Genomic DNA, 13,847 nt, shown 5'->3' with positions numbered 1-13,847 from the left:
CTGGAACTTGAACATGTTCAACATGTATTAGGGTGGGTGCATGGCGCGCAGTACTTTGCGCCCGGCCGTAGATGACTTAAGCCATCGCTGCCTGCCTCGTGTACCGGAGGAATGAAAAATCACCGAGACACACCTGATACCGCTATCGGTAGCAGTGTCGATATGCCATGATCGACCCATGACCGAGTACCAGCAGCCGAAGTTGCAGGGCCACAAGGTGGCCCTGATGGCGCGTGTGTCTCCAGAACAGCACCGCGCGGCGATCGAAGCATCGCATCAGGCGGGGCTCAGCATGGCCGAGTACATCGGCGCTTTGATCGACCGCGACGCTGGAAGGTCCAACAAGCTCGACAACAGGGAGGAGCCGCGCCTACCGCTGGCTAATTCCGCTTAAACGACTGACGACCCGCCTGGCAGGGCGGGCCGTCGAAGTCATTCGGCTGTCTCAGGTCGCCAAACTCGCGACAGCCGTTCCAACAGCTAACTGAATCGAATCTGTCATGAACCCAATACCAGGGGACTGTTGTGTCCCCTAGTGTACCTGAGGCGCGTCCGCAAATGGACCCCTCGTCACTCAAACGCGCCGATTTTCGGTCACACTCCGCCCCTGACGCTGCCCTCGAGGCCCCTGCGGAGCTCCCGTCGCACCGTCGGCGGGTGCGGGTGGCCTATGAACGCTCCAAGGCCGTGGTGCTGCGCGCCGTACCCAAGGGCTGCCGGTTGGCCCGGCACGTGGTGGCGTGGAAACGTGCCGTCCTGGAGCACCCGGCCCTGGAGCTGATGCGTGCCGATGGCCGGGCCAATATGGCCGCTCTGGTCGAGGTCATCGCGGTGCAGCAGGACCCGGCCTCACAGACCTGGCGCACCACCTGGGGATGGGTGGCCGAGCGCCTCGGTGTGCACGAGGACAGCATCGGGCGGATGATCCGCCGGCTCAAGGACTGGGGGCTGCTGGCGGTGGTGGCCACCGGCCGCTCAGCTCGCTACACCCCGCGGTCCACGGGCAAGAAGCAGGGCGAGGCCCCCGTCTACGCCCTCATCGTCCCCGCTCCCCCGAAGCCGGCGCCCACACCGGCCGAGAACACCCCAGAGGAGGCAGCTGAGGCTGTGGATATAAATGTCGGCCCGGTCCCCCCGAAGGGGGTATGTCCTCCCCCGCACGCGCGCGAGAGCCTTCCCCGGAAGGACGCGGCTACGCCGCGGCCCTCTGCCAAGGCCGCCGCGCAGCGGCTAGAAGTCCAAGCCGCCCTGGCCCAGCGGACAAATCCGCTGTGGCCGGCTCATGCAACGGTTCGGCCTTTGAGTGTAGAGGCGGCCCGGTCGAATTGGAAGCAGGCTTATCGTTGCGCGGGGTTGGAACTGCAGCACCATGCGCTGGTGCTGCGACGAATTACCACCGCCTACGTGGTCTCGGTGGCCAAGACCCACTTCCAGGCCGGTTGGACCATCGCCGATGTGCTCCACGCCCTGGACTGGGCACCTAACGGTCAGCGCTACACCCACGACGCTCTCACCGGCATCGAGCACCCCGGGGCCTGGTTCGCCGCCCGCCTGCGGGCCTGGACGCACCAGGACGGCACCCCGCACCGCTCCCCCGACCAGCGCGCCGCGGCTGAGGCCGAACAGCGCCGGGCCGAAGCGGTGGCCGCCGCCGCCCGTTATGCGGCCCGGCAGGAAGCTGCTGCAGCCGCCCCCGAGGGTGCCGGGGCGGGGGGCGTGGCCGTTAGGCCGGCTGACGAGCTGTCGGCGGCGCGGCGTCCGCTCAAGGAGCGATTCGCAGCCGCCTACGCGGCCGGGGTGGCCGAGGCTGCTCGGCGGGCCGGCGCCCCCGGTACGCAGTGATGCGAGGTGTCCTTGCCTGCTGCGGCTCGCGGTGAGCTCGGGTTCAGCTGCGGGCGGGACGGGTCCCTGGCATGTCCGGGCGCTGGAACAGGCGGAGGTACTGCCGGTCACGGCCGGGGCGCCTGCGGGGGAAAGTCCGGGGGTGTGGAGAGGTCGGTGTAGCCGACCTCGTACTCGGTGACCTCGAGGATGCGCGAGCCGGAGGTCGCGGCGGCCCGCTCCCGGATCGCCTCCACGGTGGACCGGCTGGCGACCAAGGCCTGCTCATCGACCCAGTAGGTGATCGACAGGCTCCGGCCGGTGGCACGATCTACCAGACTCACCGCACCTCGGTATCCGGGCAGCCCGTGGAGTTGAGGCAAGACCTCCGTGCGCAGGGCGTGCAGGCCGGCGTCGTAGTCCTGCGGATACCCACCCTCATAGGCACTCACCCGTGCGTACATGCCACGCTCCCCTCCCCCGTGCTGCGGCCAGGCTATGCACCCGCGCCAACCACACACCACACGTCCCCTGGGGTCGCTCTCGCGGCGATGGCCTGTCTGGCGGACGGGTAACGACACTGAAGTCACCCGACGGGGCCGCGGTAGTGGACTGCCGAGCAGGACACCGCTGCGTCCGGGGTGACCAAAATCTACCGGTGGTGGTCTCCGGGTGCGGGGAGTGTGGGTGGAGGCGGTCCCGGGCCCCCGGCCCGGGACCGCCTCCATCATCGACCGCCAGGCGCACGCGCTGGTCGCCTCCACCGGCAGGACCCCGTTGTCTCTTGCCCGGCGGGGTGCGCCTGGAGATCTGAGGTCGAACCTGGGACTCGCCCCCCGGCGGGTCCCGCTCATCGCCTCCCCCACTGTGGGCGATGCCGCTGATCAGGGGCAACATCATGCGAAATGTTGCACCGATCACACCGAACGGACCATCACCGGGCCCGGGGGTGCCGTTCTTGGGGTGTCCGGGCCGACGACCAGACTCCAGAGCACGAGTACTGATCAGTGCGTATTTATGTACGTGTTGATTGTGATTGGGTCACCTGGTATCGAATATATGTTTTATTCTGGCGGGTATGAGACCCCCCGTGCCGTTAGCCATTGATGATCCCGTGCTGGTGAACGCGGTCCTGGTCCGGGTCCCGGCCGGGTTCCCCTCCCCCGCCCAGGACAGCTTCGACGACGGGCGGATCGACCTCAACGAGGTGTTGATCCGCGATGTGACCTCCACCTACCTGTTCCGCGTCACCGGGGACTCGATGGAAGGCATCGGGATCTATCACGGGGACGAGGTGCTCGTGGACCGTTCCCTGACGCCGAAGCATGGCAGTGTGGTGATCGCGGTCCTGGACGGGGATTTGACCATCAAGACCCTGCACGTGTACCCGGGCCGGGTGGTGCGGCATCCGGAGAACCCGGCCTACCCGGATGTGGAGGTCCCGTCTTTGTCGGAGCTGGTGGTCTGGGGTGTGGTGGTCTACGGCATCCGCCACGTCCACTGACGAGGGTGGTGGTGTGTGGTGATCGCCCTGGTGGACGTGAACAACTTCTACGCCTCCTGCGAGGTGCTCTTCGAGCCCTCCCTGGCGGGCAAGCCGCTGGTGGTGCTCTCCAACAACGACGGGTGCGTGGTCGCCCGCTCCCCCGAGGCCAAGGCGCTGGGGATCACGATGGGTGACCCCTGGTTCTAGCTGCGCGCCGACGCGGCCCGGTGGGGGCTGATCAAACGGTCGTCCAACTACCAGCTCTACGCGGATCTGTCGGAGCGGGTGATGCTGCTGCTGGCCCGCCACGCAATGGGCCAGGAGGTGTACTCCATCGACGAGTGCTTCCTGCTCCCACCCGAGGGCACCCCAGCCGAGCAGGTCCGATGGGCCCGCCGGCTGCAAGCCACCGTGGCCCGCAATATCGGGCTGCCCGTGAGCATCGGGATCGCCAACTCCAAGACGCGGGCCAAGATCGCCACCGAGACCGCGAAGAAATTGCCCGCCACCGGTGGGATTGTCCACTGGGACCAGGCCCCGGACGGGTACTGGGACCGGCTCATGGCGGCCCTGCCCGTGACCGAGGTCTGGGGCATCGCCGGGCGGCTGTCCAAGCGGTTGGAGGCAATGGGGATCCAGACCATTGCCGACCTGCGCGATGCCGATCCGGTGGCCATCCGGGACAAGTTCTCCGTGGTGCAGATGCGCACCGTGCTCGAGCTCAACGGCTTCCCCGCCATCCCGGTGGAGGACGAGGTCGCGACCAAACAGCAGATCCTGGTCTCTCGGTCGTTCCCGGACCCGATCTGGGATCCGGAGATCGTCGGGGCTGCGGTGGCTGAGTTCGCCCAACGCACCTCCCGCCGACTCCGAAAGGAAGGCGAAGTCACCGGGCGCCTCACCGCCTTCGCCACCACTTCACCGTACCGCCCCGGACCCACCCACAATGTCTCCACCCAGGTGCGTCTGGCTGTGCCCACCAACGAGCCCACTCCCCTGGTGGCCGCGGCCCGGGCAGCCCTGGTGCCCAAGCTGATGCATGGCATGTCCTACATGCGCGCCGGCATTTTGTGCATGGACCTGGCCCCCGAGGGGTCGGTGCCCGTCCTGCCCGGGGTGCTGGATCAGCCCGCCCCCATCGGGGAGCTCATCGACGCGGTGAACCGCCGCTTCGGTGCCGGCGCCCTCGCCCTGGGTCGCCTCGGCGCCCACTCCCCTGCCCCTTGGGCGAACCGCCAAGCAGATCTTTCCCCGCGCTACACCACAGATTGGGCAGAGCTACGTACCGTCAGCTAATCGGTCGCTCACCACCTCCGGCACTGCGTCAAGGCGCGGCATCCACCACGTGCTCTTTGGCGCTGGAGACTTCCTGAAGGGTCCTGGGCGCGCTCCTGACATGTAGCTTGTGCCATATCGGTACCACACTGGTACCACACAGATTTGGTACCAGTGTGGTACCGATTATGGATGACGGCTCCTTTGCTCTATCAGGACGGGTGATCTCCCGCCGCCTATCTCCGGGGACTGTCACTTCGCGCGCTCCACCCGATTGGGGACGATGGTTCGTGCGTTTAGTCCGGCCCTACGGCGATATTTGGGTATGTAGGAGCCGCACCAACGGTAACCAGTGCGGCACCAGGATTGTACTGGTGTAGTACCAAAACCACACCAGTGTGGTGCATAAAACAAGGTGCGAAAAGTTCCCTGTGGCCCTAGCCCTTCTCGGATGCGGACCTGACGAGCCCTTTGATCAAGCTTTCGCTGGGAAGTGTCAATTGCAGCATCTGGGCATGAAGGTGCCGTGCCGACTCCTGCCGACACGGCACCAAGTTGGTACTTATGTGGTACCAGTACCACACCGATGTGGTGTTGGGGAGACTATTTGAGCGGCACGTTCTGGCCGTAGCGCTCCTCAAGCACGGGCCATACGAGCTCTTCGATCAACTTCTGCTGGGAAGTGTCCTCAGCTTCGGCGGCGTAATTGAGCAAGGCATGCTGGGTGTTGTTGAACCGGAAGTTGTATCCCTTCACCTTGGCTCCGTTCCGCGCCCGCCGCTTCCACGGCTTCAGGGGTGGTCCCTGATCGGGGGTGTCTGAACCTGAGCCTTCGGCTGCCGCTGCAAACCGCTCGATCTCTTCCTCTCGATTGGAGGCAATCGGTCCGCGTTTCCTCACCATGAGAAGACCTCCTGGGTCAGCAGTTGAATTTCGGCCTTGGCCTTGGCATCGCGCATCTCTACGACTCCCTTGCCGTCGGCCAGGCAGTCGGCGAAAGCCTTGCGCTGATGCAATACGGTTTGAGCAAGTCGCACTCGAGGGAAGTCCTCGAGGTACGACTGCGCTTCCTCTCGTTCCTTGGTGAACACGTTGGAAGAGACAAAGTTGAGGACCAGCATTGACTTGAGGTTCTCGTTGAAGTCTTGGGCCCCTTCTACCGTCTCCAGGAGGCCGGCCACGGCATCAAGGTCGGCTTGGGTGGCGCGTGTGGGGCTGATCAGCATGTCCGCTGCAGTCAGTGCTGTACGCATCTCTTTGGAGTCCTTGCCTGGGACGTCGACCAGGATGTGATCGAACTTGGGTCGGAACTCCTCCAGAAATTTATGCAGTGATCCCGACTTCTGCACGGACTGCAACGAGGGGAGCCCTGCTTCCTCTCGGTCAGTAGTGAAGTTCGAGGTCGTGCGGATTGTCGGGTCAGCGTCGACCAGCAGCACGTCCTTTCCCTGTCGTTGCAACTCAACGGCCATGTTGACGGTGAGGGTCGACTTGCCCGTTCCGCCCTTCTGATGCCCAAAGACAATGATCATGGCACTACAGTAACACCAACCTGGTGCCGCACTAGTACCAGTGTGGTACCATACTTAGTACACTCTAGTGTGGTACTTGTGTGGTACCAAGCTGAGCCCATACATGGCTGGCCTATTCGTTCTTCGGCTGTCTAGAGCCTCGCGGTGCCCAGTGGATGGCATCCCAACCTCCGGGTGATTCTCTCGGCCCGCAACGTCTCCAACCGAGAGGCCGACCGAGCCGACCATGCGGAGCTACGGCTGAGAATCTCGCTGACCGGCCTGTCGGCCGATGTGGTGGTCATTGACTGCCCCAACCGGCAGGGCGGGCCTCTGACGCTGTCGGCGTTGAACGCGGCGGACACCGTGGTCTACGCCGCCACCGCCACCAGCGACGGCATCGACGGGGTGGAAGGGGCGAGGCGCACGGTTGCTCAGTTCCGCCGGCACCGCCAGTAGCTGGGCGCCCCGGACACCCTCACGGAGGCCGGCATCGTGGTGGGCGGGGTGAAGGAGACGATCATGAGCCGGGCGGCCGTGGCCAGCTTTGAGGAGCTGCGGGCCACGGGGTTGTTCCTGGAGCCGTTGATCCCGGACCGGGCCATTGTCCAAGAGGTGCGGATCTCGGGGGAGTGGTACGGCCAATACCGCAAGGGCGCCCGGGTGCTGGATGCCTACACCGCGATCGCGAAGAAGGTGCTGCGATGACCGACAAGCCCGAGCGCCCCACCTCACTCCAACGCCGCCGGCCTCGCCCGGCCCCGGATGAGCACATCGACCCGGTCGACTACACACCCCCACGCGCTACCTCACCCCAGCCCGCGGCACCGGTGGTGTCGTCCCCGCCGGTGCAGGCAGCGCCGGCGGCGGAACCTGCGGCTGCTGCGCCCAAGCGGGGCCGGGGCCGGCCGCGCCGGGAACCCACGATCCAACTCAGGGTGCGGGTGGCCCAGGATGTCTCCGATCTGATCGAGGAGCTCACCGAGCACGACGGCACCGCACGGGCCGTGATCGAGAACGCCGTGCGCGCCTACGCCCAACAGCTCAACCGATAACACCGGCCCCCGGTAGGGGAGGGGGAACCGGTTGCGGGCGGCTTTCCCCTGGTCGGCGAGGAAGGAACCCGGCTCACCGTTGCTGGTGGGCCGGGTTCTTTTCTTCTGGGGACGGGCGGCGGGATGGGGTGGGTGGTCCCGTGGCTCGTCGATCTACCGAGGGTGCCCGCACCGCTTTCGTAGAGAGCCGGGGCCAACTACCAGCATGATTCGTGGTCGGGGGCCAAAGGGATGACCAGTGCGGTCCAGGCTGGACGCGGGGCGTCTCGGGCGCCACCGTGCCGAGGACGCGATGTCAGCCTGTCACCGGGTGCTCCCCGTCCGGTTTCCGGCGACGAGGCCTCGTGCCCGAGGCTTGTCCCGAGAATTTTTTATGTGCGGATCGCGCAGGTGAGTTAGCGCTTCCCACGGCGACCTCGGCCGCGACGTCGAGGTGAGGGGCCTGCGGCCGGGGTGCGTCGCTCGGTGGGGCGGTCGTCGGTCTCTAGGAGGTGGTCGGCGCTGGCGAACAAGGTGGCGGCGATGAGCAGGATCCCGCCGTCATTGCCTAACAAGAGGTCCGAGTCCACCACGATGCTGGAGTGCTTCGTGGCCAGGTCGTTGGTGACCTTGAGGGTGAATCCGGTCGCGGCCGTTGGCACGTTCTCGGCTCGTTCCACCGCTGTGGCTTCCACTTCGGGCAGCGGGTGGCCGGTGAGGCGGTAGTCGAGCAGGATGCGTTGGCCCAGGCTCAGCAGCGCCGGCACCAGCGCAGCGGCCGTCACGGTGACATCGGCGGGTAGGGCCACGGTGAGCCGCGCGGTGGTCCCTGCCGCGGTCATGCGCAGCTGCGCGGCGAGGGCGAAGGACCCCACGACAGGGACCTCCTGCCGGTGCGGGACAGGGGGAGCAGGAGGGGCAGCGTTCAAGGGAACTCCGTCAGGGAGAGGCCGGGGACGGTGTCAGGCTCTCACACGCGCCGACTCCGGTGTGTGGGCCACGGGCCCGGCAGACCCATATTTCCCGGGGAGTCGAGGGCGGCAGAGGGTCCCACCCGTCACTTACGAGCGGTGCTTCAGGTCTTAGCTCCACCACCGGCGGTGCGGTACCTCACGCACGGGCAGCTCCGAGGGGTGCAGGGGGCGTTCGGGCACCGGACGAATGGTGTCGGCGGTGATGCGCTCGGTCTCGTGCTCTCGTTCCAAGCCATCGGCCAGGCCGGTGCTGCCAGCGGCCCGGAGGGCGTCAAGGGTGCGGGCGAGCAGTTCATCGAGGCGGTGGCATTCCGCTTCGGCGGCCAGCAGGCGTTCGTGGGCGGTGACGGCCCGGTGGCCGCACCACTGGCGGAGCAGCTCATGGCGGGGCCGGTGATACGCCCGGTAGAACCGGTACTCGTGCTCGGGGGACGTGGGCACGGGGTCGTCGTCCTGGCCGGTGGGGCCGGTACCGCCACGCTTGGACTTCTGTCGGGCTTCTGCCTCATCGGCCAGCACACTGTCCAGGACGGGGCGAGGATGCCGCCGACAGGCGTGCTCGGCAATGACCAGGGACGCAGCAGGGCCCAGGATGAGGGTGCCCTCCAGGTGGAAGGAGTCGTGCTGCTCCGCCAAGGCGGTGGGGGAGACGCCGGTCAGGGTTTCCAGACCGGCAGGATCGTGGACCTCCACGGCGCTTTCCACCGGCCCGTGACACAGCTCGGCAACCTCGAGCGGGATGAGCAACTCGAAGACCCGGGACACGGCGCTATTCTCGACCTCATCGAGATCATCGGCCGCGCGCAGGCGTTGCCAATGGGCCATCAAATCCTCGTAGGCTCCGACGTGCTCCCACGGGACCCGCAACCGCCCCCGGGGCACCGTCTCCCGTGAGCCGCTCTGGGGGCCGTCCAGGAACTCGATCTCAAAGCGCCGGGCGGACCGTCCAGTGCGGGTCACCCCGTGGACCAGCACGCGCTCTGACGGGGCTCCGTCGCGGCGCCGATAGGCCCACTCCTCACCGATCCCCGGGTCATCGGGGGCCGGGGTTGTGACCGGTGGCGGCACGGGTAGCTCCTCTCACCCGACGGGCCTGCGGCAGGGCTTACGCGCCTTTAGCGGCGACTGGGTCATGGGTGAGTCGCTCATGAATCTGGGAGGGGAGAACGCCGCGAGCAGTAAAGGTGTCACCGACTAGGCGGCGTAGCTCCGGCACGGTCCTATCCGCGCTTTTGGTCAGTAGCTCCTCCCACGCCGATCCGACATCGAAGGCGACCTCGGCCATGGTCGACGGGGCGATCAGGTGTACGTGGCACTCCGCGCCCTTGATCCCGTCATCGTGGATGCCGGGCTTGGGGGAGATGAGGATCGTCGCACTGTCGGTAGGGGCGGTGTCTACGCCCCGGTCCGTGGCGAGCAGTCTCAGCTGGTCATTAGCTTGCCGAATGTCCTTATGCGGCACCACTCCGGTGGGCTCGTGATCGCTTTTGGCTTCCAGCGCCAGCCATAGCTCGTTCCCCCAACACCACATCGAGTCGCACCGCCCTGCAGTCGGTGGCTTGGAGGCTGTCGCACCGACCAGCTCCCCGAGCTGGGTCAGCGCGGGTTCGTACTTGCTGGGATCACGTTGGTCGAGTCCATCGTGCATCTCGCCCAAGCGCCGGCGGACCTTCCCTTGGTTAACTCCGGCACTCAGGGCGGTGGCTACCGTGTTGACGGCCACGGCGTCCACGGCGCTGAGGGCGGAACGCTGCATCGCGGGCAACGGCGCCATCTGACGGACCCACGATCCCAGGCCCATAACCTGCTCTGCACGCTGAACGAGCCCCTGCGCTGCTGCACGACCACCGGCGTCATTGGTCTGCTCCGCGGCCTGATCGGCCCAGACTGCTTCAAGGTAGAGCCAGTACGCACGGTAGCCGGCGGTTGCTGAGCCTCCTGTGCCGGCGAGGCGGGCAACCTCATGGGCATGCCGCGACGCGTCACCCCAGGCTCCGATGGTGGCTGCCGCCCATGCCTGGATCTCTTCCTCAACGCAGGAGGACAACGCGGCCGTGCCATCGGGCATGTGCTGTGGCATTTCGTGGCGGTAGTCAGTCAGAGCAGGCTCTGCCTGTGTGCGCCAGCTTTCGTCCGTGTCCTGGTGGAGAAACGCCCGCACGTTGCTAAGCACGTCCCTGTCCGTTGCTACCTGGGAATTTTCGCGCCCGAACCGGAGCTCTGCTTGCAATTCTGAATCAAGAGCCGCAACGACTTCGGGACGGGTGAGGTACCTAGAAAGATCAGCACTGAGAACGAGCACGATGGCTGTGTCACCAGGACCTCGCGTGCACCGCCCCGCGCCCTGAATCACCCGGGTGCGCACACGGGAGGCCAAGGCCGCTCCCGCACGTGCGCGCGATTGAAGGAATCTCTCTTGGAGGTTGTCTTGATCCGGCACGCCATCCAAGGCCACAGCGCGGCACGCATCTCCGGGCAGGTCCAGGCCGTCATATCGTGCTGCCAAGCCACAAACTCCGTGGTCCAACCTTGCGAACGCGCCCATGCCTTCAGCCACCTGATCGATGCCCCACACCGGCCACCCCGGTTGAGCCAGCGCTGAAGCATCGGCCATCGCGATCTCCGTGCGAGGCGCAAGGATGAGCGCCTTTCCTGCCTCCGCCACAACGGCGCGGCTCAACCCGGCTGGATCGGCGCCCTCGACGAACTCCGGAAAGACGAAAAACCGCCGGCCGTAGCGTGGTGCCGTGCTCTCATCCGGTTGCTCAAGCCGCAGAATCCCAGCCCGGCCGAACGCCCGTTCAAGTTCGCCGCCCTCTCCCAGCGTCGCGGACAGATAAACCCGCTGCCGTGCGCCGGAAAACAGATGGTTCTGATGAGTGGGGGGAAGGTACGGGCGGATCAAAATTCCCGAGTACGCGACGTACACCAAGCACGAGGCCAGACCGGCCCGGATCATCGCGTATCTGTAGCTATGCGGTGCCGAGAAGGATCGCAGAGCGCCATCGAGCTTGTTCACCATGCCGGGTTGCCGAAGGGGCACCACCAGCCGTACGTCGTTGCCGATGCTGGGATCTGGTTGTTCGTCGCGAAGGCGTTCCAGGAAGACACCGTCGAGGGCGGGCGCGATTGCCTCGAGGACGGTGGTGTACTCAAACGGGCACCTCCAGCGGCCGATGTCCACGCTGTATGCCTCACCGACGTACTGCTCACCGGCGTGTGCGTCATCAAACAAAATCAGGTCGGCTGCAGCCAGACGCGGCCTGCTGTTAAAGATGCTGCTGTACGTGGTGACCGCGATTGCGTCGGCTGCCTCGTACGCTGTGTGTGCTGGATCCGGCCACTCGGTGTGCCGCCCCACGAGTACGGCCGTGTCGATACCCTCGCGGTAAGCGGCAACGGCGACCTGACGAGCCAGCTGCTGCGTCGGACACGCGTAAATCACCCGCGCGCGGCGCCGGCGCCGCGTCCACTCCGCGATGAGCAGACCGGTTAACGTCTTGCCGGTCCCCGTGGGCAGTTCAAGAGCAACATCGGGCTTGTTCGCATGAGACGTGAAGGTCTTGAGCATCTCCGACTGGTGTGCCCACAGGCCAGGGACCGCCCCGGGCCGACGTGGCAAGTCTCGGTACAGCTCGCCCGGTGAAGCATGACTGGTTCCGCTTGATGTTGTCCGAACGAACGCCACGTCGCCTCCTCGCTGAGTTGGTCAGGCGCCTTCGAGCCGCCACCACAACAAGTGTCTCGCACGTAGAGCGATATGCATGGACTGGGGGGCGTGATGTGTCGAGTGGGGGGCGGGTGAGCTGTATCAAGCCGTTGCAGGAGCGCATTGGTCCTGTGCATCAGGCAGGGGCAAGACATCAGCGACCATGCCCTGAGTTGCCAGGGCGACAGGTCGGCTACCGGCCCCGCAGCCCCCTGGCCGCCGCCGGGAACCGCCCCTGCTGACCCAATCAGTAACAACGGCCCCATACGCAGAGCCCCGACCAAGGCCCAAGATCTCACCGTGCCACGTGCATAACTGGCCCTTCACAGATGAGCATGGGTAGCGGTGTGCGCGTGGGCGTCTCGAGGGGTGTGTTGTGAGGTCTGGGTAGAGGTCGAGGCCTCCAGGATGGGGGTGCTGAATCCAACCATCCTCGAAGGCCTCGACATGCTCCATGCTACGTGCGCGCCTGCCTGCACGCTCTTTGACCTGCCCGACGTCCACGTGCTCGCCGTCGAACGTGGTCCACGCTCGTTCAACCTGGCCGTCGAGACCGTGCCGTCGCTGACCGGGTGCCCTTCCTGCGGGGTGCTTGCCACCGGCCACGGCCGGCGGAAGGTTCTGCTCCACGACTTGCCCTGCGCCGGAGTGCCGGTTCGGGTGGTGTGGCACAAGAGGACCTACCGATGCCTCGAGGACGCCTGCGATGCGTTGACGTTCAGCGAGGTCCACGAGCTGGCCGCGCCTCGGGGCAAGCTCACCACCCGGGCGATCGCTTGGGCCGTGGCTCAGCTACGCGCCCATGACATCGCGGTCTCGGCCCTGGCGGACATGCTCGGGGTCGCCTGGAACACCGTCTGGGACGCCATCACCCCGGTCATCGAGGACCAGTTGGCCGCCGAGGACCGGCTGGCCGGGGTCAACGCCCTCGGGGTCGACGAGCACGTCTGGCGCCACGTCGGTCCGCCCGGCACCGGGCTGGTCACCGGCATCGTGGACCACTCCCGCGGTGAGGACGGCCGGCCTCGGGCACGGCTGTTGGACCTGGTCAAGGGCCGCACCGGGGCGGCCTACGGCGACTGGCTCACCGAGCAGGGTCCGGGGTTCACGAGCGGAATCCGCACGGCGACGCTGGACCCGTTCCACGGCTACGCCAACGCGATCCGCGACGAGCTCCCTGAGGCGATCACCGTCCTGGACGCCTTCCATGTCGTGAAGCTCGGTGGGCAGGTCGTCGACGAGGTGCGCCGCAGGGTGCAGCAGGACACCTTGGGCCACCGCGGGCGTTCCGGAGACCCGCTCTACGGCATCCGCCGGACTCTGCAGATCGGTGCCGAGCACCTCACCGCCAAGCAGATCACCCGGCTGAACGCGAAGCTGGCGGCCGGGGACCCGCACCACGAGGTCACCCTCGCCTGGCACTGCTACCAGAAGCTGCGCGCCGTCTACCACGCCCGTCCCGAGCACGGACGCCGGCTCGTCGCCGAGATCCTTGCCTTGTTCCCGACCTGCCCGATTCCAGAGGTCGCCCGGCTGGGCCGCACGCTGCGGAGGTGGCGGTCGGCGATCCTGTCCTACTTCGACACCGACGGGGCATCCAACGGCCCCACAGAGGCGATCAACGGCGTCATCGAGACGATGCGCAGGGTCGCCCGCGGCTTCCGGAACTTCGAGAACTACCGGCTTCGCGCCCTGCTTGCCGCCGGCGGCCACCGGACGTGGCGGAAAGCACCGACCCATGCTCATCTGTGAAGGGCCTGATTTCCGACCGCTGTCGTCGATGCCGTCGACAGCAGGGCCTGGGCGGACTGCGCGTCTCGAGCGCCGCCTCCAGGGCGTTGTACCAGGACGCGACGTCGGCGCGGGTGAGCCCGTCGACCGGCCGGGCTCCGAGAGCCGGCATGATGTGCTTGGCTGCCCCCGGAGAACTCGCCGCCAGTTCCGGGCTCGACGCCGGTCAGCTGCTCGATGTCCCCCGTGGGAACGTCGCGAGCCGTCGGGGACTGCGACCGCAGCTCGGCCGCCGCTCTGACAGCC

13 protein-coding genes and 1 pseudogene are annotated in these 13,847 nt (G+C 66.6%); 8 read left to right on the top strand and 6 right to left on the bottom strand.

Annotated elements, in window-relative coordinates:
- Positions 1-178: 178 nt before the first annotated feature.
- Together ABL57_RS04310 and ABL57_RS04305 are read left to right on the top strand one after the other, a co-directional pair.
- Entirely contained in the window at positions 179-394 is a 216-nt protein-coding gene (locus tag ABL57_RS04310; protein WP_047802221.1) for a hypothetical protein, read from the top strand.
- Between the two features lie 269 nt (positions 395-663).
- Positions 664-1,842, top strand: coding sequence for a hypothetical protein (locus ABL57_RS04305; RefSeq protein WP_047802220.1), 1,179 nt, complete (start codon positions 664-666; stop codon positions 1,840-1,842).
- Positions 1,843-1,949: 107 nt separating this feature from the next.
- Here the strand turns inward: ABL57_RS04305 and ABL57_RS04300 are convergent, their stop codons facing one another.
- On the bottom strand, positions 1,950-2,273 hold the full coding sequence (locus ABL57_RS04300; protein ID WP_152683275.1) for a hypothetical protein: 324 nt from the start codon (positions 2,271-2,273) through the stop codon (positions 1,950-1,952).
- A gap of 638 nt (positions 2,274-2,911) precedes the next feature.
- Between ABL57_RS04300 and ABL57_RS04295 the strand changes: the two genes are divergently transcribed.
- From ABL57_RS04295 to ABL57_RS22870, 3 genes and pseudogenes are all read left to right on the top strand, one after another.
- On the top strand, positions 2,912-3,325 hold the full coding sequence (locus ABL57_RS04295; protein WP_371212461.1) for a LexA family protein: 414 nt from the start codon (positions 2,912-2,914) through the stop codon (positions 3,323-3,325).
- A 15-nt stretch (positions 3,326-3,340) separates the two neighbouring features.
- Positions 3,341-3,781, top strand: a pseudogene (locus tag ABL57_RS22875) (DNA polymerase V subunit UmuC); the annotation flags it as partial.
- A gap of 87 nt (positions 3,782-3,868) precedes the next feature.
- Positions 3,869-4,603 (top strand): DUF4113 domain-containing protein, encoded by a 735-nt coding sequence (locus ABL57_RS22870; protein WP_371212462.1) that lies wholly within the window; start codon positions 3,869-3,871, stop codon positions 4,601-4,603.
- A gap of 582 nt (positions 4,604-5,185) precedes the next feature.
- Here the strand turns inward: ABL57_RS22870 and ABL57_RS21645 are convergent.
- Together ABL57_RS21645 and ABL57_RS04285 are read right to left on the bottom strand one after the other, a co-directional pair.
- Positions 5,186-5,485 (bottom strand): hypothetical protein, encoded by a 300-nt coding sequence (locus ABL57_RS21645; protein WP_152683274.1) that lies wholly within the window; start codon positions 5,483-5,485, stop codon positions 5,186-5,188.
- A complete protein-coding gene (locus ABL57_RS04285; protein WP_047802217.1) occupies positions 5,479-6,114 on the bottom strand; it encodes an AAA family ATPase in 636 nt (211 codons plus the stop codon). Before ABL57_RS04285 ends, ABL57_RS21645 begins: the two co-directional genes overlap by 7 nt.
- Positions 6,115-6,288: 174 nt before the next feature.
- Between ABL57_RS04285 and ABL57_RS22865 the strand changes: the two genes are divergently transcribed.
- Together ABL57_RS22865 and ABL57_RS22860 are read left to right on the top strand one after the other, a co-directional pair.
- Positions 6,289-6,552 carry a ParA family protein gene (locus tag ABL57_RS22865; protein ID WP_238985974.1) on the top strand — a complete coding sequence of 88 codons (264 nt, stop codon included), beginning with the start codon at positions 6,289-6,291 and terminating at the stop codon, positions 6,550-6,552.
- Positions 6,553-6,600: 48 nt separating this feature from the next.
- Positions 6,601-6,801, top strand: a complete 201-nt coding sequence (locus tag ABL57_RS22860; protein WP_238985973.1) for a hypothetical protein — start codon at positions 6,601-6,603, stop codon at positions 6,799-6,801.
- A 742-nt stretch (positions 6,802-7,543) separates the two neighbouring features.
- On the opposite strand, the gene ABL57_RS04270 is transcribed toward ABL57_RS22860, so the two are convergent.
- From ABL57_RS04270 to ABL57_RS04260, 3 genes are all read right to left on the bottom strand, one after another.
- Positions 7,544-8,002, bottom strand: a complete 459-nt coding sequence (locus tag ABL57_RS04270; protein WP_047802215.1) for a hypothetical protein — start codon at positions 8,000-8,002, stop codon at positions 7,544-7,546.
- A gap of 207 nt (positions 8,003-8,209) precedes the next feature.
- On the bottom strand, positions 8,210-8,926 hold the full coding sequence (locus tag ABL57_RS04265; protein ID WP_047802236.1) for a hypothetical protein: 717 nt from the start codon (positions 8,924-8,926) through the stop codon (positions 8,210-8,212).
- A 280-nt stretch (positions 8,927-9,206) separates the two neighbouring features.
- On the bottom strand, positions 9,207-11,789 hold the full coding sequence (locus tag ABL57_RS04260) for a DEAD/DEAH box helicase family protein (RefSeq protein ID WP_047802214.1): 2,583 nt from the start codon (positions 11,787-11,789) through the stop codon (positions 9,207-9,209).
- Positions 11,790-12,224: 435 nt separating this feature from the next.
- Between ABL57_RS04260 and ABL57_RS04255 the strand changes: the two genes are divergently transcribed.
- Positions 12,225-13,562 carry an ISL3 family transposase gene (locus tag ABL57_RS04255; RefSeq protein WP_203225548.1) on the top strand — a complete coding sequence of 446 codons (1,338 nt, stop codon included), beginning with the start codon at positions 12,225-12,227 and terminating at the stop codon, positions 13,560-13,562.
- Positions 13,563-13,847: the final 285 nt, after the last annotated feature.

This window comes from Kocuria sp. SM24M-10, assembly GCF_001027955.1.
Classification (GTDB): domain Bacteria; phylum Actinomycetota; class Actinomycetes; order Actinomycetales; family Micrococcaceae; genus Kocuria; species Kocuria oceani.
This window is presented reverse-complemented; position numbering and strand designations above follow the sequence as displayed.

Bases quoted from the DNA above. Each gene is read 5' to 3' on its own strand.
- ABL57_RS04310 (WP_047802221.1), top strand. From the start codon at position 179: ATGACCGAGTACCAGCAGCCGAAGTTGCAGGGCCACAAGGTGGCCCTG.
- ABL57_RS22870 (WP_371212462.1), top strand. From the start codon at position 3,869: ATGGCGGCCCTGCCCGTGACCGAGGTCTGGGGCATCGCCGGGCGGCTG.
- ABL57_RS04285 (WP_047802217.1), bottom strand. From the start codon at position 6,114: ATGATCATTGTCTTTGGGCATCAGAAGGGCGGAACGGGCAAGTCGACC.
- ABL57_RS21645 (WP_152683274.1), bottom strand. From the start codon at position 5,485: ATGGTGAGGAAACGCGGACCGATTGCCTCCAATCGAGAGGAAGAGATC.
- ABL57_RS04265 (WP_047802236.1), bottom strand. From the start codon at position 8,926: ATGGCCCATTGGCAACGCCTGCGCGCGGCCGATGATCTCGATGAGGTC.